Origin of the sequence: Pseudomonas sp. H11T01 (genome assembly GCF_048515765.1) — a bacterium.
Classification (GTDB): Bacteria; Pseudomonadota; Gammaproteobacteria; order Pseudomonadales; family Pseudomonadaceae; genus Aquipseudomonas.
The window spans coordinates 334,640-357,720 of record NZ_JBLYED010000001.1 but is presented as its reverse complement, the minus strand read 5'-3'; the positions used below and the strand labels follow the sequence as shown (position 1 = coordinate 357,720).

Below are 23,081 nucleotides of genomic sequence, written 5' to 3'. Positions count from 1 at the left end.
CCTCATTGGGATGTGAGCAAAGGCGGGCGGCGCAGCAAGCCGTGCACCGGACCGAACACCACAGACAGCAAGTACAAAGCGCCAGCCACCAGCACGATGGCCGGGCCGCTGGGCAGCGAGTAGTAGAACGACAGCAACAGACCGAGCCATACCGCGAGGCAACCGAGCATCGCGGCGATGACCATCAACACTGGCAAGCGTCGACTCCAGAAGCGCGAAGACGCAGCCGGCAACATCATCAAACCGACCACCATCAACGCGCCGATGGCCTGGAAACCGATCACCAGATTCAGCACCACCAGGGTCAGAAACAGTCCATGAGCCAAAGGCCCGAGACGGCTGACGGTTTGCAGGAACAAAGGATCGAGGGTGTCCAGCAGCAGTGGTTTGTAGATCGCCGCCATGGCAATCAAGCTGAAACCCGAAACCCAGAGCATGCCGGTCAAGGTCGGTCCATCGACCGCGAGCGCCGAGCCGAATAGCAGGTGCAGGAGATCCAGACGTTTGCCGGCGATCCCGAGAATCAACACACCAGTGGCCAGAGAGATCGGATAGATCGCCGCGAGACTGGCGTCCTCCCGCAGGCCGGTACGACGGGTGATCCACGCGGCGAGACCGGCCATGCTCAGGCCGGCGCCGAGGCCACCAATGGTCAGCGCCGGCAGACTCAAACCGGCGAACCAGAAGCCCAATGCAGCCCCCGGCAAAATCCCGTGAGCCACCGCATCGCCGATCAGGCTCATGCGCCGCAGAATCAAAAACACCCCGAGCGGAGCGGTGCTACAGGCCAAAACCAGACCGCCAAGCAAGGCTCGACGCATGAACACGAACTCATGGAATGGTTGCCAAAGTTGAGCGGCGACGACCATATCAAGCGACCTGCGTCTGAGGTTGTTGCTTGATCAGTTCGACACTGGGCGCGAGTACGCAGCCGCTGCTTTTGATCAGTAGGGCTTGAGGAATGTGTTGGCGCACAGCGGCCAGATCATGGCAGACGACGACCAGCGTCCGGCCTTCGGCATGCCAGGCGTGGATATGTTTCCAGAGCAGTGCCTGGCCGAGTTCGTCGAGCGCGGCGTGGGGTTCGTCGAGCAACAGCACCGGTGCTTCGGCGAGACTCAATCGGGCGAGAAGGGCGCGTTGCAGTTCGCCGCCAGACAAGGCCATCAATGGGCGATGTTCCAGGCCACTCAGATACCAGTCTTCCAGCACTGCCCCCAGGCGTTGGTTACGGACGTGGGGAGTTTGTTTACTGCCCCAGAATCCAGCGGCGACCAGCTCTTGCAGACTGATGGGGAACTGTCGGTCCAGATGCTGTTGTTGCGGCAGAAAAGACAAACTGCCGCGCCGTGGAACATCCAGTTCGACGTTGCCAGCCAGCGGTCGCTGTAGCCCGGCGATAACTTTCAACAGGCTGCTTTTACCCGAACCGTTGGCGCCAATTACTGCGGTCAGGCTGCCGTTCACCAGTTCGAAGGTTACCGGGGGAGTGAGAGGCTGGCCGGCTGCGCCCCAGCGTAAAGCCTGGCAACGGATCATGCGGCCTCCCAGTTCCAACGGCTTTCGGCCACGGCGTCGTGGGCGTGCAGGCTTTCGGCGTGGATGACTCGCAGGTGGAAGGCGTTGATGCCCGGAGATCTTTTCAAGGCCAGATTCAAGCGTCGGGCGGCGTCTTCGCAGAACATCAAATTCTGACCATTGGCCAAGGCGAAGGCTTGTTCGTCGGCACGTTTCACCGCGGTTTGAACGGCAGTGCCGAGAGCTGCTTCGGCGTCGTTGATCACTGCGATCAACGGCAGGCCTTCGAGGTAGTCGTCCAACCGCAGTTGCAGGTGCGCACTGCTGCGCTGACTGTGAGGCGTTGCGACGATGCCCTTTGGCGATCCGAGCCACGCAAGGACGTCGGCGTGCAGCAGCGCTTTGTTGGCAAAGTCATCGACAAATTGCTGCTGAATTAACTGCCTCGAAAGCGCAGCTGAACAGGGGCAGGTTGAGGAATAAGTAACGTTGATTTTTAGTTCCACGTGGAACATTGCGTTGTTAAGCCGCGCTTCGATGCTCACCGGATAGGTTTTCCAACCGGCTAGCGGGCTGACCAATGCTGGCCGTTTGAGCAATAGATCAGTGTGAATCCGCAGGTAGGCGCTGTTGGACAAACCCTCATGGCTGTCGAGAAAACGTTGCAGAACCTGACGTAAAAGCAGTGGTGTGAGGTTTTCCTGTTCGAGCATTTCCAGCGCCAGATACAGACGTGACATATGAATGCCGCGCGCCTCGCCATCGTCGAGGCTGACACCGGCATCCGTTTTTGCACTGATTCGCTGGCCATCGAACAACACCGGTAGAGCAATGCCGCACATGCCCACCCAATCGAGTGGCAAGGCTTGGCGTGAGGACTGCGCGGCGATATCCGGCAGAGTCAGCGCGTTCATAAGCAGGTCCATCGTTGGAAGTGATTCGACATGTTATATTATAACTTTACAGTCGACGATGTCTTTTTTCTGAACGGCCTTCCATCACGTCAAGTTGAGTACGGACGTTCCCTTATCAGCGGTACATGTCATGCACAGACGTCAATTGCTCAACCTGCTTCTGGCCAGTGTGGCCTTCGCTTTACCGCTGGGAGTGTCCGCCACGCAAATCCGCAATGCCCGGCTCTGGCGTTCGGATGACAAGCTGCGGCTGGTGCTCGATTTGAGCGGACCGGTGCAGTACAAGATCTTCTCGCTGACCGCGCCGCAACGGCTGATCATCGATTTGAGTGGCGCGCGCCTGAGTGGAGACTTCAGTCAGTTGGCGCTGGCCAACACGGTGATTCGTTCGATCCGCTCAGGGCACTTAGGGCAAGGCGATACACGGATCGTGCTCGACCTCACCGGACCGGTGCAGCTCAACAGCTTTCAGTTGCCGCCGCAGGACGGCCAGGGTTATCGGCTGGTGCTCGATCTCACCAGCAGTGTCCACGCGCCGATACAAATTGCCGCTGCGCCTTTGATTCAGCGTGAAACATCGGTCGAGGATAAAGCCCATCCCAAGCGCGACATCATCGTGGTGGTCGACCCCGGCCATGGCGGTAAGGATCCAGGCGCGGTTGGCGCCAAGGGTGAGCGCGAAAAAGATGTGGTGCTGTCCATCGCGCAACTGTTGGCCAAGCGACTGAAACGGGAGAAGGGGTTTGACGTGAAGCTGGTGCGCAACGATGACTTTTTCGTGCCGCTGCGCAAACGCGTGGAGATCGCCCGCAAGCACAACGCCGACATGTTTATCTCGGTGCATGCCGACGCCGCGCCAAGGCTTACAGCGTCTGGAGCTTCGGTGTATGCCTTGTCAGAGGGCGGCGCGACCTCCGCCACGGCGCGCTTTATGGCACAACGGGAAAACGGCGCTGACTTGTTGGGCGCCACCAGCCTGCTCAATCTGAAGGACAAGGACCCAATGCTCGCTGGGGTGATTCTCGACATGTCGATGAACGCGACCATCGCTGCCAGTTTGCAGTTGGGCGGCACGGTGCTCGGCAGCCTCGCAGGGATCACCACGCTGCATCAGAAGCGCGTGGAACAGGCTGGATTCGCGGTGCTCAAATCGCCGGACGTGCCTTCAATCCTGGTGGAAACCGGCTTCATCTCCAACAGCCGCGACAGTCAGCGACTGGTTACCCCACGGCACCAGCAGGCGGTGGCCGACGGCTTGTTCGAAGGGTTGCAGCACTACTTCCAGAAGAATCCACCGGTCAATAGCTACATGGCCTGGCAGCAGGATCAGAAAAAAGCCCAGGTCTAACAACCGCTAATACGGCTGCAAGTGAACTTGGCACTGGTGCCACCGGAACTGGAGAACCGGTTGACGGTGGTCCAGCCAACACGGCGGCTGTAGCCGACCCAGGCTTCGCCGTCGGAGGCGATGCCGGTGAAGAACGTCAATTGCCCGTAGCGACTGTTGGTCTGCGCCCAGTAACGTTTGCCGATTACCTCGAAACCCCGCAGATACGTGGTGCTGCCGGCCGTGGCGACGCTGTAGGCATTGCCATCGGCATCCACGCAGGCCAGCAGGGTGGCGCTGCGGGTGCAGTTGGCGAGCGTGCTCGGCAGTTGCGCGAAGGCGTTGCTCGCGGCAAGCAGCGTAAGGCCCAACAGCGTGCATTTCAGAGTGTTGCGCATGGGGGTTCTCATGAGGCGGGTTGGCGCAAGCATTGCGCCCTTCGTCGCGGGTAACAAGAGGGGATTGGCTAAATTGCATTGTTATACTATAACATCAAAATAAGTCCCGCCCTGATGAGACACCTTGATGCCCAATCGCCTTCCCGTTACTGTGCTGTCCGGCTTTCTCGGAGCCGGTAAAAGTACGCTGCTCAATTACGTTCTGCGCAACCGCGAGAACCTTCGTGTCGCCGTCATCGTCAACGACATGAGCGAGATCAACATCGACGGCAGTGAGGTTCAGCGCGATGTCACGCTGAATCGTGCCGAAGAAAAACTTGTCGAGATGAGCAACGGCTGCATTTGCTGCACCTTGCGTGAAGACTTGCTGGAAGAGGTCAGCAAGCTCGCCAAGGAAGGTCGATTCGATTACCTGCTGATCGAATCCACCGGTATTTCCGAGCCGTTGCCAGTGGCGGAAACCTTCACTTTCCGTGATGAGGAAGGCCAGAGCCTGGCCGACATTGCCCGACTCGACACCATGGTCACGGTGGTCGACGGCCTGAATTTCCTGCTCGATTATCAAGCGGCCGAAAGCCTCGCCTCCCGTGGCGAAACCCTGGGCGAGGAGGATGAGCGTTCGATCACGGATCTGTTGATCGAGCAGATCGAGTTCGCCGACGTGATTCTGATCAGCAAAATCGATCTGATCAGCCGCAGCGACCGCCAGGAGCTGATCGCCATTCTCGAACGGCTCAACTCCCAGGCAGAAATCATCCCGATGGTGATGGGTGAAGTACCGCTGAAGAAGATCCTCAACACCAGGCGTTTCGACTTCGAACGTGCCGCTCAAGCACCGGGTTGGTTGCAGGAGTTACGCGGTGAGCACGTGCCGGAAACCGAGGAATACGGCATCGCCTCGACGGCTTATCGGGCGCGACGTCCCTTCCATCCCCAGCGTTTTTTCAGCTTCATCGACCGCCCTTGGGTGAACGGCAAACTGCTGCGTTCCAAGGGGTTTTTCTGGCTGGCCAGTAAGCATCAGGATGCTGGAAGCTGGTCCCAGGCTGGCGGTTTGATGCGTCATGGCTTTGCCGGACGCTGGTGGCGATTCGTGCCGAAACCGCAGTGGCCACAGGACCAGGAAAGCACCTCGGCGATCATGGAAAACTGGACCGCCGTCACCGGTGATTGTCGTCAGGAACTGGTGTTCATCGGTCAGAACATCGACTTCGCCCAGCTCACTGCCGAGCTTGATAGCTGCCTGCTGACCGACGACGAAATGGCCGTGGGCGCGGAAGGCTGGCGACTGATGGTCGACCCTTTCGGCCCTTGGCATGAAGAGGTGGCGGCTTGATGCTCGCGCCCAGTCTGAAGCTGCGTCCGATAATTCGTCAGGTCCGGGGTGAGACACCGCAAGCGCTCACTCAGATTCTGGACGACGGAGTGAATCTGGCTGTCTGGCAACGCCACCTGCCAGTGCATGTCGCCGATTTCGGCACGTTGCTGCTGTCCTTGGGTGAGCCACTGGCGGAATCGTTATCGCTGGAGTTGGCCAATGATGATTCAGAACCGAATCTGCAAGGCCTGGCCTCAGGCTTCAGCGACCTGGAGGGCTACGAAGGATTTATCGCCGACATCTCCTGGCTGGTCAGCGCCTTCGCCTGTTTGCTGGGCGCCAAGCGCATCGGCCTGCGCCTGCGGGTACTGGACAAGGCCATGTGCCCGCGTTTCCACGTCGATCATGTGCCCGTGCGCTTGATCACCACTTATGCAGGCATCGGCAGCCAATGGTTGCGGGAAGGGGCGATGGATCGTCGGCAGCTGGGCAAGACCGACGCCGAGCCGCAGGATGACTCAAAGATTCAGCAAGTCGCCTGTGGTGAAGTGGCCTTGCTCAAGGGCGAGAAATGGCACGGCAATGAAGGCTTCGGCCTGATCCATCGCTCGCCGCAACCGGCACCGGGCGAGCGTCGGCTGATCCTGACTCTCGACTGGCTGAGCTAGGCGCACTCAAGGTTTCAGCCATTTACCCTGGCTCTGGCTTTCGCAGAACGGCTGCAAATACGCTGCATCAGTGGCCACGCCGTAATAGTGAATATCCTGCCGGTAAGGCATATTGGCCACTTGGGCGTTGCTGCAAACGCCGAAGGCGCCGGCGGGGCATTGCTCTGTGAACTCCACGTCGACTTTCTGACCGGGCAGGTTTGGCTGGCAGAAGCCATCGTGGAACAGTTTTTCCGGGATGTTGCGGTTCTGCTGGCAGACTTTGACATCAAGCCGTTCCGCCTGACTGTGGACCACGCAAGCTTGGGCCAGCGCCTCGCCTGAGCTGAGCGCCAACAGCAGTGGCAGCCAAATCACCCGCATCATTCACCTCCTTAGAAACCGTCGATATGCTGCAGAACATTCCCACCCACGTCATTGCCGGGCCACTCGGAGCCGGCAAGACCAGCCTCATCAAGCACCTGCTGGTGCAGCGGCCGGCCCATGAGCGTTGGGCGGTGCTGATCAATGAGTTCGGTCAGATCGGCCTGGATGCCGCGTTACTGACTCAGGACGCCGATGGTATCGCACTGGGTGAAGTCGCCGGCGGCTGTTTGTGTTGCGTGAATGGAGCGCCGTTTCAGGTAGGGCTTGGGCGTTTGTTGCGTAAGGCAAGACCGGACCGGCTGTTTATCGAACCTTCCGGACTGGGGCATCCGGCGCAGTTGCTCAAGCAATTGCGTGATGCGCCGTGGCAAGGCGTATTGGCCGTTCAGCCGTGCGTGCTGGTGCTCGATGCCCAGGCGCTGGCCGCCGGGAAACCGTTGCCACAAGCGCAGCAGGAGGCGTTGACGAGCGCCGGTTTGTTGCTGCTGAACAAGGACGAGCAACTCAGCGACGCGGATCGCCAGCGGATCATCAAACAGTTGCCCGATTGCCCGGTGTACTGGACGCAGCAGGCCGCTTTGCCGCTGATCGAATTGCCCGGCGTGCAGGCCCTGGCGATTGCGGGTGTGGATAACTTCAGCGCGCCTAAAGGCTTGGCGCAGATGCCAGCGATTTGGACTGATCCGACGCAGCCGATATGCCTGAGCCAGCAGCAGGAAGGCGACTGGAGCATTGGTTGGCGTTGGCATCCGAGTCAGCGATTCGATGCGATGCAGGTTCTGCAATGGCTTGAAAGCCTTGATTGGCGGCGGGCCAAGCTGGTTATCCACAGCTCAGACGGCTGGGTTTCTGCCAACGCGGTGGATAACTCGGATCTGCATTGGCAACCCAGTGAATGGCGGCGTGATTCACGGATCGAGCTGATCTTCAGCGAGCCGCAGGACGCGACCGAGCTGCAACACGCCTTGGCTGGGTGCTGCATTACGCAGGTTTAGCCCCAGACACTAAAAGATCGTCCGAACGCGTACCTCTGTAGGCGCTGGCGCAGCCTGCGATCTTTTGCTGTTGCGTCAATTGCGCCACTTGTTGTGTTCCTGGCGCCATTGGCTCAGTTCGATCACATCGGCACTCGGCAACGGGGGTTTGACCTCGAACGGATAGGGCGCCAGTTCGATTTGTGCGCTATGGGCGCCAAACTGGGTGATGGTGCCTGTATGGCGCGTCTCGCCGGTCACCGTGAACTCGAAGTTATAGATGCGGGCCAGGCGCCGCCGGCCATTGGCATCCTTGACGAAGCCAATCCGCTTCAACGCCACGTTGCCGTCCAGCAGTTCGAGGTCGAGCTTGGCGCAATGCTGCTTGACCCTTTCCAGTGCCCGCTCACGCAAGCCGTGGTTGTGCCACAGCCAGGCGGCGCCGGTCGCCAGCAGCATCAGCACGAAAATATTTCCCAGGGTCAGCATGAACGAACACTCCAACAAAGTAGTGTCAGCTTAACTGTGTCTTCGGTCTGTCGTACAGGCTGCGTTTAGTCGCATACTGCGCGGCTCGAATTTCAATCGGTTTACGGAAGTCTCGCATGAAACGTACACCCCATTTGCTCGCCATCCAGTCCCATGTGGTCTTCGGCCATGCCGGCAACAGCGCTGCAGTTTTTCCCATGCAGCGGGTCGGGGTGAATGTCTGGCCGCTCAATACCGTACAGTTCTCCAATCACACTCAGTATGGGCAGTGGGCCGGAGAGGTGTTGGCACCGCATCAGATTCCGGAGCTGATCGAGGGGATTGCCGCCATCGGCGAGTTGGGTAACTGCGATGCGGTGCTGTCCGGCTACCTCGGCAGTGCAGCCCAAGGGCGAGCGATTCTCACGGGTGTGGCGCGGATCAAGGAGATCAATCCAAAAGCCTTGTACCTCTGCGATCCAGTGATGGGCCATCCGGAAAAGGGTTGCAGCGTTCCGGCCGAGGTCAGCGACTTCCTGCTGGAAGAAGCGGCGGCGATGGCTGACTTCATGTGCCCCAATCAGCTAGAACTGGACAGCTTTTCAAGGCGCAAGCCGCAGTCGCTGTTCGATTGCCTGGCCATGGCTCGGGCGCTGCTGGCCCGCGGCCCGAAGGCAGTGCTGGTCAAGCATCTGGATTATCCCGGCAAGCTGCCGGACAGCTTCGAAATGTTGCTGGTAACCGCTGAAGGCAGTTGGCATCTGCGTCGACCGTTGTTGGCCTTCCCGCGCCAGCCGGTAGGCGTCGGCGACCTGACGTCCGGCCTGTTTCTGGCCCGCGTACTATTGGGGGACAGCCTGCTGGCGGCCTTCGAGTTCACCGCTGCGGCGGTGCATGAGGTGCTACTGGAAACTCAGGCCTGCGCCAGCTACGAGTTGGAACTGGTGCGCGCCCAGGACCGTATTGCCCATCCGCGAGTGCGGTTTGAGGCGACGGCGATCAGCCTTTAAACCTATCGCGGGCAAGGACTAGGCCTTGCCCGCGAAGACTATCTAAAGAGCGACGCCAGACAGACGGTAGACCTCAGGCATCCGCTTTGATTTCCTGATAACGCTTTTCCAGCTCCTGGCGGATTTGTCGGCGTTGCTTGGCCTGGATGAACCGGCGTTTGTCTTCGCTGTTGTGCGGCTGAAGCTGTGGGACTACGGTGGGTTTTCGCTGGTCGTCGACCGCGACCATGGTGAAAAAGCAGCTATTGGTGTGGCGCACCGAGCGCTCACGAATATTCTCCGTTACCACCTTGATCCCCACCTCCATCGAGGTGTTGCCGGTGTAGTTGACCGACGCGAGAAAGGTCACCAGTTCGCCGACATGGATCGGCTCACGGAAGATCACCTGATCCACTGACAGGGTGACCACATAGCGTCCGGCGTAACGGCTGGCGCAGGCGTAGGCGACTTCGTCGAGATACTTGAGCAGGGTGCCGCCGTGGACATTGCCAGAGAAGTTGGCCATGTCGGGGGTCATCAATACCGTCATCGACAGCTGGGCGTTTCCGGGTTCCATAGCACACTCACAGTTCTAGGCAGGGATTGCGGGAGCACCTCTGCGGGCGCTTGGTCACTTTTTCAAAACCATCGTTAACGGGACGCTGTGCTCGTGGCGGCCGTCACGCCCGAATCGATCTGTTTCCATATATTGCACCGCCTTTCTGTCGGAAGTCGCGGTGTTACCCTTCAAAAGCCCTACTCAAGGGCATTTCCTACGTGGAAAACAGATTTGTAGTCAGCTCAATCAGGCCTTTGTTGTCGTCTTGGTGGTTGAGCAACGTGTCAACACACACCCAAGGAGCCCCACATCATGCACGCCATCAGCTTTATTCAGGATCTGGCAGTGATCATGCTGGTCGCGGGTGTGGTGACCATTCTCTTTCACAGGCTAAAACAACCGGTGGTGCTCGGCTATATCGTCGCCGGGTTCATCATCGGCCCGTACACCCCACCGTTCGGCCTGATTCACGACGAGCAGACCATCAAGACCCTGGCGGAACTGGGGGTGATCTTTCTGATGTTCTGCCTGGGCCTGGAATTCAGCCTGCGCAAGTTATTCAAAGTCGGCGCCACGGCCTTTATCGCAGCGTTTCTCGAAATCGTGTTGATGATCTGGATCGGCTACGAAATCGGTCGCTGGTTTGACTGGAACACCATGGACTCGCTGTTCCTCGGTGCGATTCTGGCGATTTCCTCGACCACCATCATCGTCAAAGCCCTCAACGACTTGAAGATGAAAAACCAGCGTTTTGCACAGCTGATCTTCGGTGTTTTGATCGTTGAAGACATCCTCGGGATTGGCATCATCGCGCTGTTGTCGAGTATCGCGGTCAGCGGCACTGTCAGCTCCGGCGAGGTATTTTCCACAGTCGGCAAGCTCTCGTTGTTCATGATCGTTGCCCTGGTGATCGGTATTCTGCTGGTGCCGCGGCTGCTGGCGTATGTGGCCAAATTCGAAAGCAATGAAATGCTGCTGATCACGGTGCTAGGCCTGTGTTTCGGCTTCTGTCTGCTGGTAGTCAAGCTGGAATACAGCATGGTGCTGGGCGCCTTCCTGATCGGCGCGATCATGGCCGAGTCCCGGCAATTACTGAAAATCGAGCGACTGATCGAACCGGTTCGCGACATGTTCAGCGCCATCTTCTTTGTCGCCATCGGCCTGATGATCGATCCGCAGATTTTGCTGCAATATGCCTGGCCGATCGCGGTGATCACCGTCGCCGTGGTGCTGGGCAAGATGTTGTCCTGCGGGCTGGGCGCCTTTATCGCCGGCAACGACGGACGCACCTCACTGCGTGTCGGCATGGGGCTTTCGCAGATCGGCGAATTCTCTTTCATCATTGCTGCCTTGGGCATGACTTTGCAGGTCACCAGCGACTTCCTCTATCCGGTCGCGGTGGCCGTATCGGTGATTACGACCTTGCTGACCCCGTACCTGATTCGGGCAGCCGACCCGTTGTCACTGAAGCTGGCTGCGGTGATGCCGCAGCGTCTGGCTCGCGTGCTGGGGATGTACGGTGAATGGCTGCGCAGCATCCAGCCCCAGGGTGAAGGCGCGCTGTTGGCGAAAATGATTCGGCGGATCTTGTTACAGGTGGGGGTCAATCTGGCGCTGGTAATGGCGATCTTTTTCTCTGGCGGTTTTTTCGCCGAGCGCCTTGGCAGTTATCTTCAAGGCTGGATCAGCGATCCAGGATGGCAGAAGGCGTTGATCTGGGGAGGGGCGTTGCTGTTGTCGTTGCCGTTTTTGATCGCCGCGTACCGCAAGCTCAAGGCGCTGTCGATGTTGCTGGCGGAGATGGGTGTGAAAGCGAAAATGGCCGGGCGCCATACGCAACGCGTGCGACGGGTGATCGCCGAGGTGATACCGATTCTGTCGTTGCTGGTGATCTTCCTGCTGCTGGCGGCATTGTCGTCGAGCATTCTGCCGACCACCGAGCTGTTGATCCTGATTGCCGTCGTTGCGGCTGCGGTCGCGGCGCTGCTATGGCGCTGGTTTATCCGCGTGCATACGCGGATGCAGGTTGCCCTGTTGGAAACCCTGGATAACCACAACGATTCTGCCGAACATTGAGACCCGCTCCAGACTGGCGCTGGATGCGGGCTCAAGCGGTCGGAATCAGCTTTCCAGCCAGACGTCCCGCGCCCAGTGCCATACAGACTCCCAGGTTTCTTCGGTAACCAGCTCTTCTTCGGCCGACCACAGCACTACGGTGCCGTCTTCTTCGACGCAGTAGTAATCGTCACCGTTCTGGCAGATCGGGATCAACTCCCGGGGAACACCGGCGTCCCAGGCGTTGGCCGCTACTTCAGGTAGATAGGTATGGGACTGTGGATCCGTAACGGTTACCGGCTCCAGGCTGCCATAGACAACATCGCTGACGGTCAGCAGGAATTCCTTGAAGACAAAGGGTATGTCGATGAACAGCTGTTCTTCGATCTCCACCAGTAAATCTTCATCTGGCAGTTCCAATGGGACCGGCACAGGTTCATTTTTTTCACGCAGTTCTTCAATGACTTCTTCCACGACCTCAATCCTCTTGCTCAATGGCGCGGTTTATATGGGGCGGTTTATACAGTAGCTCGCTATAAGTGCAACCGTGAAATAGAAAACCCCAGCCGAGGCTGGGGTTTTTGTTTCAACATGCTCAACGCAGAGCGTGGGATCAGCCGTTTTGGCGGATACCTGCAACCAGCCATGGCTGATTGTCACCCTGAGGACGCTCCATGTTCCAGCTTTCGCTGAAGACTTCGCCCTGGTCGAAACGCGAGTTTTTCGACACGCCGCTGAAGGTCAGGGTAGCGACGGTCTTGTCGGCGCGATCATCCACGCCGTCCAGTTGCACATTGAGGTTATCAATGTAGGTGGACTGGAAACCGTCGCCCAGATCGGCACGTTCCTTTTTCAGGAACTCCAGCAGCTGAGGGGTCACGAACTCGGCAATCTTGTCCATTTCGTTAGCGTCCCAGTGCTGTTGCAGGGACTGGAAGTGGTTGCGCGCCGCTTCAACGAAGCGCTCTTCGTTGAACCAGGCCGGTGCGTTGATCACAGGACGAACGGCGGCAGGTGCTGGCGAACCACCGAAGATCGAACCCGAAGCCGGTTTTTGCTCGAACACTTCGCGCTGCATCGGTGCGTGGCCAGCCGGAGCCATGTGCTCTTGTTGCTTGCGACGACGAGCGGCAATGAAGCGGAAGATCAGGAAGGCGATGACCGCCATGATCAGGATGTCGAAGATCTGCATGCCCTGGAAGCCGCCACCCATGAACATGGAGGCCAGCAGGCCACCGGCAGCGATACCGGCCAGAGGGCCGAGCCAGCGCGAAGCACCGCCAGCCTTGGCGGCAGCGCCTGCGGCACCGGCAGCCCCTGCGGTAGCGGTTGCAGCGCCCATGCCCGAAGAGGACGGGGCCATCTGGCTAGTCTGGTGGGTCGGCGCAGCGCCGACGCTTTTGCCGCCACCAAAGCGCTTGGCGTTGGCGTCGAGGCTCATCGTCAGGCCGATGCACAACGCCATGGCGATGCTAAGAAAACGTTTCATATAGGGAATTCCCAATTGTGGATGGCACGCGCGCCATGTTGCACAGCTGAAGTGTTACTGGCTAGCGGCAGAGTGTTTCGGGCTTTTGCCTGACAGGTTTCGTTCAGCTTCAGTCAGCGCAATAAGGCCTGTTAACTTTGGTCTGTAGGATGAATGGATAAGTTCTGCAGGAGGGCTGCTTAACGTCGCAGCGCCAGCATGACCACTCCGGCCGTGATCAGGCCGATCCCGCCCCATTGGCGCAGATCGAGCTTTTCACCCAGCAGGATCACCCCGAGCACCGCCACGAGCACCACGCTGAGCTTGTCCACCGGGGCTACCAGCGACGCGGGCCCGAGCTTCAGTGCGCGGAAGTAGCAAATCCATGAGGCGCCCGTAGCAAGTCCTGACAGCAACAGAAACAGGTAGCTCTTGGCCGAGATCGATCCTAATGACTGATATTGGCCCGTGGCGTACAAAATCAAGGCCAGGCTGACCAATACCACCACGGTGCGCAGCAGGGTGGCGAAGTCGGAATTGACGTTTTCGATGCCGATTTTGGCGAAGATCGCCGTCATGGCAGCGAACGCCGCCGAAAGCAGGGCCCAGAATGTCCAGGAAGAGAAAAAGCCTGAGCCCATGTTTTTATGCCTTCATACAGTCAGACTGCTTCCAGTTTGGCGTAGCCCAGCATCAGCCACTTGCTGCCTTCGCTGAAGTTCACCTGGACCCGTGCCTGGGCGCCGGCGCCTTCGAAGTTGAGGATCACCCCGTCGCCGAATACCGAGTGCCGCACCTGCTGGCCGAGGCTGAACGCGGTTTCCGGGATCTCGGTGCCACTGAACAGGCTGCTTGAACTTTGCTTCTGGCCGCCGCCGAACGGTCGGCTGACGCTGTTGGACAGCCGCACTTCCTGGATCAGGCCTTTCGGCACTTCGCGTACGAAGCGTGAAACCTTGTTGTAGGTCTCACTACCGTACAGGCGGCGGGTTTCAGCGTAGGTCATCACCAGATTCTGCATCGCCCGGGTGATGCCCACGTAGGCCAGACGGCGTTCCTCTTCCAGACGGCCAGGTTCTTCCAGGCTCATCTTGTGCGGGAACAGGCCTTCTTCCATGCCCACCAGGAACACATAAGGGAATTCCAGGCCTTTGGCGCTGTGCAGCGTCATCAGCTGAATGCTGTCTTCGTGCTCGTCGGCCTGAGTGTCGCCAGATTCCAGCGACGCGTGGCCCAGGAAGGCTGCCAGCGGCGACAGTTCGGCGTCTTCTTCAGCGTTCTCGAAGTTGCGTGCGGCACTGACCAGTTCCTCAAGGTTTTCTACCCGAGCCTGGCCTTTCTCGCCTTTTTCCGCCTCGTGGTAGGCGATCAAACCGGACTGTTCGATGACCGTTTGAGTCATCAGGTGCAATGGCATGTCCACGGTTTTGGCCGCGAGGTTCTCGATCAGCTCGACGAACACCCCAAGGGCGCCAGCCGCACGACCGGTCAGGCCTTTATTGGCGACCAGCAGACGCATCGCTTCCCACATCGATACATCACTGTGGCGGGCGTGCTCGCGGATCGCTTCGACGGTTTTCTCGCCGATGCCACGGGCCGGGATGTTGATCACCCGTTCCAGTGCGGCATCATTGCCGCGACCTTCGAGCAAGCGCAGGTAGGCCATGGCATTCTTGATTTCGGCGCGTTCGAAGAAGCGTTGGCCGCCGTAGATCCGGTAAGGGATCCGTTCGCGCAGCAGCGCTTCTTCAAGTACCCGGGATTGGGCGTTGGAGCGATACAAAATGGCGATATCACTGCGGGCCAAGCCGGTTTTCAGGGCGCTTTCAATGGTTTCCACCACGTAGCGCGCTTCATCGTGTTCGTTGAAGGCCGCGTAAAGGTTGATCGCTTCGCCTTCGCCACCGTCGGTCCACAACTCTTTGCCCAAACGCCCGGTGTTGTTGGCGATCAAGGCGTTGGCGGCCTTAAGGATCCCGGCGGTGGAGCGGTAGTTCTGTTCCAGACGAATGGTTTCAGCGTCCGGGAAGTCTTCGGAATATTGGTAAATGTTCTCGATTTTCGCGCCGCGCCAACCGTAGATCGACTGGTCGTCGTCGCCGACCACCATCAGGCTGTCGCCGCCCTTGGCCAGCAGCCGCAACCAGGCGTACTGCACGGCGTTGGTGTCCTGGAACTCGTCCACCAGCACATGGCGGAAGCGTTTCTGATAGTGCGCCAGCAAGCCCGGGTGGTCGCGCCACAGATCGAGGGCGCGCAGCAGCAGCTCGGAGAAGTCGATTACCCCGGCGCGCAGGCAGGCGGCCTCGTAGGCTTCATAGATGCTGCGCATGGTGGCCAGGAACAGGTCGCCGCTGGCTTGAATGTGTTGCGGGCGCAGACCCTCGTCTTTCTGCCCGTTGATGAACCACTGTGCCTGCCGTGCCGGCCAGCGTTGCTCGTCCAGCCCCAGCTCGCGGATCACTCGCTTGACCAGCCGTTGCTGGTCATCGCTGTCGAGGATCTGGAACGTCTGGCTCAACCCGGCTTCCTGCCAGTGCGCCCGCAACAGGCGGTGCGCCAGGCCGTGGAAGGTGCCGACCCACATACCGGCCGGGCTTATGCCCATCAACTGCTCGATGCGATGGCGCATCTCGGCAGCGGCCTTGTTGGTGAAGGTCACCGACAGGATCGAGTGTGACGAGGCCTGCTCGACCTGGATCAACCAGGCGATACGGTGCACCAGCACACGGGTTTTACCGGAACCAGCACCGGCCAGGACCAACTGACGACCCACGGAGGCAGCTACGGCCTGGCGTTGGGCATCGTTGAGGGAGTTCAGCAGAAAGGAGAGATCATCGCGCATCGGAGCATTCTAGGGTGCCGGGCCACACCGGGCAAACCGAGCTTTGGTTTAACCGATAAAAAGAATCGCGGGGACGACCGGTCAGTCATTCGCTGCAGGCGTTGGCAGAGCTCGCTCGAGTGGTCTGAAGAGGGGATCAGGTGCCATTCGTTTTGCTGTTTTTATGATCTGGAGCAGTTTGGTCATGGCAATTGCTTGTGTATGCTCCTGCGACGTTTCGGGCTCAATCCAGCTCCCCATAATAAGAACAAGAACATTGCCTATGACCCTCGGCACTAGCCTGTCGGGCCCCTCTGTGGAGCCTCAGGTTATACGCAAGCATTACGCCATGGAGATGGCGGTCGAACGCACGCGTCTGCTTTATCAAGGCTCGCTGCTGCCCACATTATTCATGCTGCTCAATGGTCTGGTCTGCGCCTGGTTGCTCTGGAGCCCGCAGCGCTATTTTCTGGTCAGCATTTGGCTGGTCTGGCTGCTGACGCTGGTCGCATTACGGGTGATCCAGGTCGCGGCCTTCGACTCTGCGATGCCGAGCCGTCAGGCGCAGCCGATCTGGCGACGAATGTTTCTGCTCGGTTCCGGAATGAGCGGATTGACCCTGGCCTGTGCCGGTATCGCCCTGGTGCCGACCGACAGCTTCCTGCAACAGGCCTGGGTCTTCGGCCTGATCGGTGCGGCGACGCTTTCGGCCAGCGTTGCCTATGCCGTCAGTTTATCGGCCTTCCTGTCCTTTACCTTGCCCTGCCTGTTGCCGGCGATTGGCTATTTATTCTGGAACGGCGATGAGCAACAGCAAGGCTGGGGCTGGCTGGGGCTGATTCTGCTCGGCTCCTTGAGCGTCGTCGCCTGGCAGGTCAATCGGTTGATCCACCGTGGTTTGCAGCGGCGCTTCCAGAATCAGGCGCTGATCGAACATTTACAGCAGGCGCAAAGCCGCAGCGAACAGCTTAACCAGGAACTTGCCCGGGAAGTCGAACAGCGTCGCCGTGCCGAAGAGCAACTGCGTGAGGCTCAGGTCGGCCTGGAAAGCCGGGTTTTGCAACGCAGTCAGGAGCTGGACGCGGCAAATCAAGCCTTGAGCAAAAGCGAAGCGCGTCTGGGATTGGCATTAAAGGCCAGTGAATTGGGGTTGTGGGACTGGAACCTGCAAACCGACGAGGTGCATCACACACAGCTCAAGGAGCTGTTTGGCCTGGAGCCGGAATTCGTGACTGCGATGCTCAGTCACCTCAAGCCGCGTCTGCATCCGCAGGATCTGCTGCCGCTCAAGCGCGCACTGGTCGAGCATTTGAAGGGGCGCACCGAGGATTACTTGATCGAGTACCGCGTGCGCCATGGCGACGGCCATTGGGTGTGGATCGAGGACCGTGGGCGGGCCGTGGAGCGTGGGGAGAACGGTCGCGTAATCCGTATGGTCGGCACTCGGCGTGACATTAGCGCCAGCAAGGAGCTGGAAGAGCAGCGTCGGTTGGCGGCCACGGTGTTCGAAGCGGCCAGCGAAGGCATCGTGATTTTCGATCCGAATTACGCGTTGATCGCGGTCAATCAGGCGTTCAGTCGGGTGACCGGTTACCAGATCGAAGACATGCTCGGGCGTAACGTCGTCGAATTGCCATGCAGCCGTGATGCGCGCCGGCATTACTCGGTGATCCATCAAGCGCTGGAGCAACATGGCAGTTGGCAGGGTGAGCTGGTCGAGGCGCGCAAGAACGGTGAGCTTTATCCGCAATGGCTACAGCTCAATGTCGTGCGCGATGTGCGGGGAAATGTGAGTCATATCGTCGGCTTCTTCGCTGATCTCTCCGCCCGGCGCGAATCCGAAGAGCGCATGCGCTACTTGACCCATTATGACGAGCTGACCGGGCTGGCCAATCGCTCGTTGTTCCGCGAACGGCTGAATGAGGCCCATCATCGGATGCGCCAGGGAGGCCGCAGCCTGGCGTTGCTGCACATCAATCTGGATCGCTTCAAGTTGCTCAATGACAGTCTCGGCCATGAAGTCGCCGACCAGTTGTTGCAGAAAATGGCGCGCCGACTGGTCAACGCGTTGCCGGAGGCCGACACCATTGCCCGTTTATCCGGCGATGAGTTCGCGGTGCTGTTCGACGCCTACGGCAACTTATCCAGCCTGGCGCGGGTGGCAACCCGATTGGCGACCAAGCTGCGATTGCCGCTGACGGTGGAAGGGCATGAGTTGGTGGTCAGTGCCTCAATGGGCATCAGCATGTTACCGGACAACGCGCGGGAAATTTCGGCGCTGGTCAGTCAGTCGAACATGGCCATGCAGCATGCCAAACACTTGGGCGGTAACAACTTCCAGTTCTACACCGAGAGCCTGCAGGCCAGCACTCTCGAGCATCTGCAGCTTGAGAACCAATTGCGCAAGGCCATCGAAGAACGCCAGTTGAAGGTGTTCTATCAACCGAAACTGTGTCTGGCGACGGGGCGTTTGAATGCCGCCGAAGCGTTGGTGCGCTGGGATCACCCGACCATGGGCCGGGTTCCGCCAAGCGACTTTATCGGGCTCGCCGAGGAAACCGGTCTGATCGGCCCGATCGGTGAATTCGTGCTGCGTCAGGCCTGCTGGCAAGCCTGCGAATGGCAACGCCAGGGGCTGGAGCCGATCCGGGTCTCGGTCAATCTGTCGGTGCATCAATTGCGCCAGGGCAAGCTGGTCAGCCTGGTCCGCCAGGTGCTGGAAGAAACCGGGCTGGCTCCGCACTATCTAGAGCTGGAACTGACCGAAAGCCAGCTGCTGGACAGCGTCGAACACATCATCGCGACCTTCCAGCAACTGCGTGATCTGGGAGTGAAACTGGCGATTGATGACTTCGGCACCGGGTATTCGTCATTGAGTTACCTCAAGCGCATTCCGGTGGACTACGTGAAGATCGATCAGGCGTTTATTCGCGGTTTGGCCGAGGGCAGCGAGGATGCGGCGATCACCCGGGCAATCATCGCCATGGCCCATGGGCTGTCGCTCAAAGTGGTGGCCGAAGGCGTGGAGCGTCCGGAGCAGCTTGAGTTTCTCAAGGCTGAGGGTTGTGATGAAGTGCAGGGGTATCTGATTAGTCGGCCGGTGGAGGCTATCAAGCTTGCAAGCTTGTTAAGGGGCGAGTGCCCAGAGTGAGTTTTAATTTCGACGCCAGGAAAACCCCTGCCAAGTCTTGCGATTAGCCTGGCAGGGAAATACCCCTGGAGTGATTCGTGTTTTTTGTCTTAGTGAGTAATCGTTACTTCTTTAATATGATGCAGAAGTTTTCCTTCGAAAAAAATACTGACACCGCTGACATTTGAGTTGCCTGGGTTTTTATAGGTGACGGCTTTTTCCGTTTCGACCTGCGCGGTAATTTCATCAGAATTTTTAAATTCCAATTCAAGTCTCAGATCGAAGGACTTGTCTTGCAGTGGGCTCAGTACCAATGTCGGTACAATACCGGGATGCGCCACTGTCACGGTTCCGTAAACGCGGAAGAAGAGGTCGCCTGGCATGCGGTTGATTTGCGCTACCCAGTCACTGCTTTTAATGCTCATATTCAATAATCCCTAAATTAAAGTTGAATTGCTTCCTGCACGATCATTGTTAACGCGAAATGTTTTTTTGTGGAGCGGTATATCTATTCAAATTGTAAGTTTTTTAGTTGTGTCGGGAACTGAGTTGGTGTGTTTTTGATTTTATTGTTGGGTGTGAGTGGGTGGCTGCGAAATGGGGCGAGCCATTTGACCATTTCCCTTCTGCAAGAGTATGAGCATTGCTGCTGAGGGAAAGGGAGAGCTGGTGATCAATGAATAAGTTTAAGGTGATACCCAATTAGCCTTTTCAATGACTCGATTATTTTTGTCTAACTCCACTGACCAAGCTTGTGTGTCTAATGACCATCTGTTTTCGAACCATAGTCGCTCCATGCAGAGTTTTCACAACAGTGTGATGTGTGGCGTCCAAAAGGTGCGCCCGAATGCCCAATATGAGAGGGCACCCCGAACTGATGGATTACCATTTCGCGTGCATCGCCAATTTTTATTTTTTCAAATGCACTGGAGCTCCTCGCCGATGCAATCGTGCATGCTGTAATGTATAAAGGAAATATAAGTAGAAGCCAGAGTAGTTTGTTTTTCATAATTAATTGTAAAGTTAGTTGCTCCGGCCGCAAGGAAATAAATCTGTCCCATTATTTGTTGAAGTTGGATTTTCTTCAATTTTTAATATGTCTATTGTTGAGTATTTTTCCCCGTTACGAATGACACCGTATCGGTCGATGTAATAGGTTTCATCCGAAAACTGAATGAGCGCCCTAGTGTTTTTTTTGTCATACCCAAGGTTGCTATCGGTTGTCCAGATTTTTGTTAAGGCGCTTTCTAGGAGTTTTTTATTAATTTGCTTTTTATAAAAGGCTCGCTCCAGTATGGAGGATTCACTTTCGGGAGCGTACAGCTCGGCATCAAAAGGGATGTAAGCGATATTGCCGCACTCCTCGGCAATCACTGGGATGCTTGAAGTCAGCGCGAACCAACTTAGCATAAGGCGAAATAGAAAATTTGATGGCATATTGGTTTCCCTATGGGTAAGAAGTGCGACTGGGTAGTCCAAGCTGATTTCGAATCGGGTTTTCGTTCGCGTTGACGTTATTCATGTTTCCTGGGCCGTTGTCCCATGTTTTGGTCGCGGCATGACCAATTTCATGTCCCAGAATAGTTGTTGAGTCTGCTGGCATAGGGCCCGACGTGGTTTGAATTATTGGTTTAAATGATGGATCAATTCTTATCGTTCGAGTTTTCCCCTCGTACCATGCTGAATTGAATGAGTTGACGGTTGTAATTGTATAGGTATCAGGAAGATCTTCCAGTTGTTTGCATGTTTTTGCTCCATGAGGAGTTCCCTTTAATCGCTCATAGTCTCTCTTCAGGTTCTCAATCCCATAGGCACTGTCATCAAAGAAAACTTTCAAGCCATAATTGTCTGAGTAACTTAAAGGGTTCCCTTCCACGTATCCAAAAGTATTCAATCCGCCCGCGAGTCCAATCGGATCACTTTCCACATCGTAATACTGACCAGGAAAGCGGAGGTTCAAGGTCAGGCTACCGCTGGCTTCTCCGACACCGAAGGCATCGGCCTTCCAGTGCCACACGGTGTGCTGACTGGCGTTGGTGGCAATACGCGGTGTGTTGAGGTGGTCACTATGGAGATAAAACGGGGTGCTGTTGGCTAGTGCGCCTTTGGCGTCGTGGTTCACGCTTACACCGCCCAACGGCAGGCCATCGAGCCAGACATAGTATTGACTCGTGAGTTTTTTGCCTTCGATGTCGAACAGAGTTTCGCCCAGCAATTGCCCATCAGGTCCGTAAAGGAACGTGGTAATACCTTGGGGGGTGATTTTCTGGGTACGCTGACCCAGAGCGTTGTAGCGAAACACTGCCAGGGTCAGGTCGCCGTTTTTCACGCTGCTCAGGCGATTTTGTTCGTCATAGGTCAATTGTCGATCAGCGCGGTCTTGGGTCAGATTGCCCGCCGCATCAGCGAGTACCACTTGGTCGTCGATTTGGGTCAAACGGTTATTGCTGGTGCCATACCGGTAATGGTGACAGCACTGTCTTGCACCTGACCTTCGATCAGAGGTGTAAGGGTCTTGTCGGTGCGGTTGCCCACAGCGTCATAGGTGAAGGTTTGCTGTTGGCTGGCATTTGTTTCCTCTGTCAAACGATCCAGCGCGTCGTAGCTGTAGTTCAGATCGCCAAGACGACTACTTTGTATCTGGGTGTTGCTGTTGGCATCGCGGTCATAAATGTTGCTCCAGCCGGCGACGGTTTGTGCGGTCAACCGATAGTCCTGGTCATAGCTACGTTGGAGCGTGGTGCCATTGTTCCAGGTCAAGCTTTTTAGCGGGCCGAAGGGTAGATAAGCAAGGTCGCGGGCGAAGTTGATCGGTTCATCTGCGCCAACCCGCATTAGCACCTGGCTGACCTGCCCGGCGGAGTTGCGCAGGTAGTCGATACTGATGCCCGACGGGTAGTCGATACGACTCAGTCGATTAGCTCCGTCGTACCCATAGCCGAGGATATCGGACCAAGTGGCTTCATACGCTTTCAGAACATGTCGTTGTCCTGTGACGTTGCCTTGCTCATCGTAGGTGTAACTCAGCACGCTATTGATGTCTTCTACCGCAGTCAGTCGGCCGATGCCTTTGTTACCCTCGGCAATCGCGTCGTAGTGGAGTCGAGTATCCAGTTGCGGCTTGGCCGGATAACGGCGAGCAGTCAAACGATTGAGGGCATCGTAGGTGAAAGATGTTACTACACCGCGGGCGTCGATCTTTTGTGTGATGTTGCCAGCGGTGTCGTGCTCGTAGGTGCTATTGCCGCTATCTGGGCTGACCAGATGAGTCAGGTTACCGAGGCCGTCATATTGATATCGAGTGATCACTCCGCGTGGATCGTTGACTTGCGTGAGGTTATCTTGGGCGTCGTACTCAAAATGGGTGGTGCCGTTTAGCGGGTCGGTGTTCTTCACTAACCGGTCGAGCGGGTATTGCTGTAATTACGAGGATTGGTAGTGGCGGTGGGATTATCGTTCAGGTCGTATTGCATGTGACTGGTCTGGCCAGCAGCACCCACTGAGTGCAATAGGCGGCCTAGTTCGTCATACACCCATCGATGCTGTTTCGTCAGATTGTCCGCACTGTCTTTCAGTCGTGTTGCGGTGCGATTGCCCATTGGATCAAGATCAAATTCGACCCGCTCCTCCAGGCCGTTGGTGATGCGAGTGAGCCGCCTGGCGTCGTCCCAGGTGTAGGCCAACCAGCTACCGTCACCACGAATCAGTTTGGTGATGTCACCTACAGCATTGTGTTCGAACCGCGCGGTGTTATCGGCAGTGCTTACTGATGTCAGCCAGCCTTGTGGTGAATAGGTCAGGGCGGCGGCGACCCCATTGGGATCGAGAAGGGTTTGTGGATTGCCCATAAAGTCGAAATTCGAAAGCCCAGTGGTGTGCCCGAGCGCGTTAATGACGCGTGTTAGCTGTCCTTTCGCGTCGTATTCGTAGCGAGTGATGTCGTTCACATCGGTTCGGGGTCCATTCGAGGATTCGATCAGGCCTTTAGCGTTGTAGGTGAAAGACCAACTGCGCTCTGCGGCTTGCGAAAACGGTGCGACAAAAATGGTGCCCAGGGCGAGCGCAAACAGCCTGGCCCGAAATATAGGTTTGTTCATGATCAGAT

General features: G+C 57.5%; 23 protein-coding genes. 7 read left to right on the top strand and 16 right to left on the bottom strand.

Annotation, left to right across the window (positions count from 1 at the left end; translation table 11 throughout):
- Positions 1–2 precede the first annotated feature (2 nt).
- From ACN1C3_RS01780 to folE2, 3 genes are read right to left on the bottom strand one after another with little or no spacing between them, the layout of a single operon-like run.
- Positions 3–869, bottom strand: coding sequence for a metal ABC transporter permease (locus ACN1C3_RS01780; RefSeq protein WP_419114057.1), 867 nt, complete (start codon positions 867–869; stop codon positions 3–5).
- 1 nt (position 870) lies between these two features.
- Positions 871–1,539 carry a metal ABC transporter ATP-binding protein gene (locus tag ACN1C3_RS01775; RefSeq protein ID WP_419114056.1) on the bottom strand — a complete coding sequence of 223 codons (669 nt, stop codon included), beginning with the start codon at positions 1,537–1,539 and terminating at the stop codon, positions 871–873.
- Complete coding sequence (gene folE2, locus ACN1C3_RS01770) at positions 1,536–2,432, bottom strand: GTP cyclohydrolase FolE2 (protein WP_419114055.1); 897 nt, start codon at positions 2,430–2,432, stop codon at positions 1,536–1,538. The genes ACN1C3_RS01775 and folE2 overlap by 4 nt, the downstream gene beginning before the upstream one ends.
- A 130-nt stretch (positions 2,433–2,562) precedes the next feature.
- Between folE2 and ACN1C3_RS01765 the strand changes: the two genes are divergently transcribed.
- On the top strand, positions 2,563–3,780 hold the full coding sequence (locus ACN1C3_RS01765; RefSeq protein ID WP_419114054.1) for an N-acetylmuramoyl-L-alanine amidase: 1,218 nt from the start codon (positions 2,563–2,565) through the stop codon (positions 3,778–3,780).
- On the opposite strand, the gene ACN1C3_RS01760 is transcribed toward ACN1C3_RS01765, so the two are convergent.
- Positions 3,777–4,157: a glutamine synthetase gene (locus ACN1C3_RS01760; RefSeq protein WP_419114053.1), complete on the bottom strand. Its 381-nt coding sequence runs from the start codon at positions 4,155–4,157 to the stop codon at positions 3,777–3,779. The two genes, ACN1C3_RS01765 and ACN1C3_RS01760, sit on opposite strands and share 4 nt — an antisense overlap.
- A 127-nt stretch (positions 4,158–4,284) precedes the next feature.
- Here ACN1C3_RS01760 and zigA point away from each other — a divergent pair, with 127 nt between their 5' ends.
- Together zigA and ACN1C3_RS01750 are read left to right on the top strand one after the other, a co-directional pair.
- Positions 4,285–5,493 carry a zinc metallochaperone GTPase ZigA gene (zigA, locus tag ACN1C3_RS01755; protein ID WP_419114052.1) on the top strand — a complete coding sequence of 403 codons (1,209 nt, stop codon included), beginning with the start codon at positions 4,285–4,287 and terminating at the stop codon, positions 5,491–5,493.
- Positions 5,493–6,143 carry a DUF1826 domain-containing protein gene (locus ACN1C3_RS01750; RefSeq protein ID WP_419114051.1) on the top strand — a complete coding sequence of 217 codons (651 nt, stop codon included), beginning with the start codon at positions 5,493–5,495 and terminating at the stop codon, positions 6,141–6,143. The genes zigA and ACN1C3_RS01750 overlap by 1 nt, the downstream gene beginning before the upstream one ends.
- A 6-nt stretch (positions 6,144–6,149) precedes the next feature.
- Here ACN1C3_RS01750 and ACN1C3_RS01745 read toward each other — a convergent pair whose 3' ends face one another.
- Complete coding sequence (locus ACN1C3_RS01745; RefSeq protein ID WP_419114225.1) at positions 6,150–6,506, bottom strand: NADH:ubiquinone oxidoreductase; 357 nt, start codon at positions 6,504–6,506, stop codon at positions 6,150–6,152.
- Positions 6,507–6,532: 26 nt separating this feature from the next.
- On the opposite strand from ACN1C3_RS01745, the gene ACN1C3_RS01740 reads away from it, so the two are divergent.
- Positions 6,533–7,504, top strand: coding sequence for a CobW family GTP-binding protein (locus ACN1C3_RS01740; RefSeq protein WP_419114050.1), 972 nt, complete (start codon positions 6,533–6,535; stop codon positions 7,502–7,504).
- Positions 7,505–7,579: 75 nt separating this feature from the next.
- Here the strand turns inward: ACN1C3_RS01740 and ACN1C3_RS01735 are convergent, their stop codons facing one another.
- Positions 7,580–7,972, bottom strand: coding sequence for a DUF3301 domain-containing protein (locus tag ACN1C3_RS01735; protein WP_419114049.1), 393 nt, complete (start codon positions 7,970–7,972; stop codon positions 7,580–7,582).
- Positions 7,973–8,088: 116 nt separating this feature from the next.
- Here ACN1C3_RS01735 and pdxY point away from each other — a divergent pair, with 116 nt between their 5' ends.
- The gene (pdxY, locus tag ACN1C3_RS01730) at positions 8,089–8,961 is read left to right on the top strand and encodes a pyridoxal kinase PdxY (protein WP_419114048.1); all 873 of its coding nucleotides are present in this window, start codon (positions 8,089–8,091) and stop codon (positions 8,959–8,961) included.
- Between the two features lie 73 nt (positions 8,962–9,034).
- On the opposite strand, the gene ACN1C3_RS01725 is transcribed toward pdxY, so the two are convergent.
- Positions 9,035–9,517, bottom strand: a complete 483-nt coding sequence (locus tag ACN1C3_RS01725) for an acyl-CoA thioesterase (RefSeq protein ID WP_419114047.1) — start codon at positions 9,515–9,517, stop codon at positions 9,035–9,037.
- 294 nt (positions 9,518–9,811) lie between these two features.
- Here ACN1C3_RS01725 and ACN1C3_RS01720 point away from each other — a divergent pair, with 294 nt between their 5' ends.
- Positions 9,812–11,575 carry a cation:proton antiporter gene (locus ACN1C3_RS01720; RefSeq protein WP_419114046.1) on the top strand — a complete coding sequence of 588 codons (1,764 nt, stop codon included), beginning with the start codon at positions 9,812–9,814 and terminating at the stop codon, positions 11,573–11,575.
- A gap of 45 nt (positions 11,576–11,620) precedes the next feature.
- Here the strand turns inward: ACN1C3_RS01720 and ACN1C3_RS01715 are convergent, their stop codons facing one another.
- The 4 genes from ACN1C3_RS01715 to uvrD form a co-directional block, all read right to left on the bottom strand.
- Complete coding sequence (locus ACN1C3_RS01715) at positions 11,621–12,028, bottom strand: SMI1/KNR4 family protein (protein WP_150642138.1); 408 nt, start codon at positions 12,026–12,028, stop codon at positions 11,621–11,623.
- A 139-nt stretch (positions 12,029–12,167) separates the two neighbouring features.
- Positions 12,168–13,043, bottom strand: a complete 876-nt coding sequence (locus ACN1C3_RS01710; RefSeq protein WP_419114045.1) for a Tim44 domain-containing protein — start codon at positions 13,041–13,043, stop codon at positions 12,168–12,170.
- A 179-nt stretch (positions 13,044–13,222) separates the two neighbouring features.
- Positions 13,223–13,663, bottom strand: coding sequence for an EamA family transporter (locus tag ACN1C3_RS01705; RefSeq protein WP_419114044.1), 441 nt, complete (start codon positions 13,661–13,663; stop codon positions 13,223–13,225).
- Positions 13,664–13,683: 20 nt separating this feature from the next.
- Positions 13,684–15,867 (bottom strand): DNA helicase II, encoded by a 2,184-nt coding sequence (gene uvrD / locus ACN1C3_RS01700; protein ID WP_419114043.1) that lies wholly within the window; start codon positions 15,865–15,867, stop codon positions 13,684–13,686.
- Positions 15,868–16,129: 262 nt separating this feature from the next.
- Here uvrD and ACN1C3_RS01695 point away from each other — a divergent pair, with 262 nt between their 5' ends.
- Positions 16,130–18,997 (top strand): EAL domain-containing protein, encoded by a 2,868-nt coding sequence (locus ACN1C3_RS01695; RefSeq protein WP_419114042.1) that lies wholly within the window; start codon positions 16,130–16,132, stop codon positions 18,995–18,997.
- A gap of 89 nt (positions 18,998–19,086) precedes the next feature.
- Here ACN1C3_RS01695 and ACN1C3_RS01690 read toward each other — a convergent pair whose 3' ends face one another.
- The 5 genes from ACN1C3_RS01690 to ACN1C3_RS01670 form a co-directional block, all read right to left on the bottom strand.
- The gene (locus tag ACN1C3_RS01690; RefSeq protein WP_419114041.1) at positions 19,087–19,401 is read right to left on the bottom strand and encodes a hypothetical protein; all 315 of its coding nucleotides are present in this window, start codon (positions 19,399–19,401) and stop codon (positions 19,087–19,089) included.
- Between the two features lie 598 nt (positions 19,402–19,999).
- Complete coding sequence (locus ACN1C3_RS01685) at positions 20,000–20,413, bottom strand: hypothetical protein (protein ID WP_419114040.1); 414 nt, start codon at positions 20,411–20,413, stop codon at positions 20,000–20,002.
- Between the two features lie 10 nt (positions 20,414–20,423).
- Complete coding sequence (locus tag ACN1C3_RS01680) at positions 20,424–21,413, bottom strand: RHS repeat domain-containing protein (protein ID WP_419114039.1); 990 nt, start codon at positions 21,411–21,413, stop codon at positions 20,424–20,426.
- Positions 21,410–22,372, bottom strand: coding sequence for a hypothetical protein (locus ACN1C3_RS01675; protein WP_419114038.1), 963 nt, complete (start codon positions 22,370–22,372; stop codon positions 21,410–21,412). The genes ACN1C3_RS01680 and ACN1C3_RS01675 overlap by 4 nt, the downstream gene beginning before the upstream one ends.
- Complete coding sequence (locus tag ACN1C3_RS01670; RefSeq protein ID WP_419114037.1) at positions 22,372–23,073, bottom strand: hypothetical protein; 702 nt, start codon at positions 23,071–23,073, stop codon at positions 22,372–22,374. Before ACN1C3_RS01670 ends, ACN1C3_RS01675 begins: the two co-directional genes overlap by 1 nt.
- Between the last annotated feature and the right edge of the window lie 8 nt (positions 23,074–23,081).

Coding starts and splice junctions, on each gene's coding strand:
- ACN1C3_RS01780 (WP_419114057.1), bottom strand. CDS start 869: ATGGTCGTCGCCGCTCAACTTTGGCAACCATTCCATGAGTTCGTGTTC.
- ACN1C3_RS01775 (WP_419114056.1), bottom strand. CDS start 1,539: ATGATCCGTTGCCAGGCTTTACGCTGGGGCGCAGCCGGCCAGCCTCTC.
- folE2 (WP_419114055.1), bottom strand. CDS start 2,432: ATGAACGCGCTGACTCTGCCGGATATCGCCGCGCAGTCCTCACGCCAA.
- ACN1C3_RS01765 (WP_419114054.1), top strand. CDS start 2,563: ATGCACAGACGTCAATTGCTCAACCTGCTTCTGGCCAGTGTGGCCTTC.
- ACN1C3_RS01760 (WP_419114053.1), bottom strand. CDS start 4,157: ATGCGCAACACTCTGAAATGCACGCTGTTGGGCCTTACGCTGCTTGCC.
- zigA (WP_419114052.1), top strand. CDS start 4,285: ATGCCCAATCGCCTTCCCGTTACTGTGCTGTCCGGCTTTCTCGGAGCC.
- ACN1C3_RS01750 (WP_419114051.1), top strand. CDS start 5,493: ATGCTCGCGCCCAGTCTGAAGCTGCGTCCGATAATTCGTCAGGTCCGG.
- ACN1C3_RS01745 (WP_419114225.1), bottom strand. CDS start 6,506: ATGCGGGTGATTTGGCTGCCACTGCTGTTGGCGCTCAGCTCAGGCGAG.
- ACN1C3_RS01740 (WP_419114050.1), top strand. CDS start 6,533: ATGCTGCAGAACATTCCCACCCACGTCATTGCCGGGCCACTCGGAGCC.
- ACN1C3_RS01735 (WP_419114049.1), bottom strand. CDS start 7,972: ATGCTGACCCTGGGAAATATTTTCGTGCTGATGCTGCTGGCGACCGGC.
- pdxY (WP_419114048.1), top strand. CDS start 8,089: ATGAAACGTACACCCCATTTGCTCGCCATCCAGTCCCATGTGGTCTTC.
- ACN1C3_RS01725 (WP_419114047.1), bottom strand. CDS start 9,517: ATGGAACCCGGAAACGCCCAGCTGTCGATGACGGTATTGATGACCCCC.
- ACN1C3_RS01720 (WP_419114046.1), top strand. CDS start 9,812: ATGCACGCCATCAGCTTTATTCAGGATCTGGCAGTGATCATGCTGGTC.
- ACN1C3_RS01710 (WP_419114045.1), bottom strand. CDS start 13,043: ATGAAACGTTTTCTTAGCATCGCCATGGCGTTGTGCATCGGCCTGACG.
- ACN1C3_RS01705 (WP_419114044.1), bottom strand. CDS start 13,663: ATGGGCTCAGGCTTTTTCTCTTCCTGGACATTCTGGGCCCTGCTTTCG.
- uvrD (WP_419114043.1), bottom strand. CDS start 15,867: ATGCGCGATGATCTCTCCTTTCTGCTGAACTCCCTCAACGATGCCCAA.
- ACN1C3_RS01695 (WP_419114042.1), top strand. CDS start 16,130: ATGACCCTCGGCACTAGCCTGTCGGGCCCCTCTGTGGAGCCTCAGGTT.
- ACN1C3_RS01690 (WP_419114041.1), bottom strand. CDS start 19,401: ATGAGCATTAAAAGCAGTGACTGGGTAGCGCAAATCAACCGCATGCCA.
- ACN1C3_RS01685 (WP_419114040.1), bottom strand. CDS start 20,413: ATGCCATCAAATTTTCTATTTCGCCTTATGCTAAGTTGGTTCGCGCTG.
- ACN1C3_RS01670 (WP_419114037.1), bottom strand. CDS start 23,073: ATGAACAAACCTATATTTCGGGCCAGGCTGTTTGCGCTCGCCCTGGGC.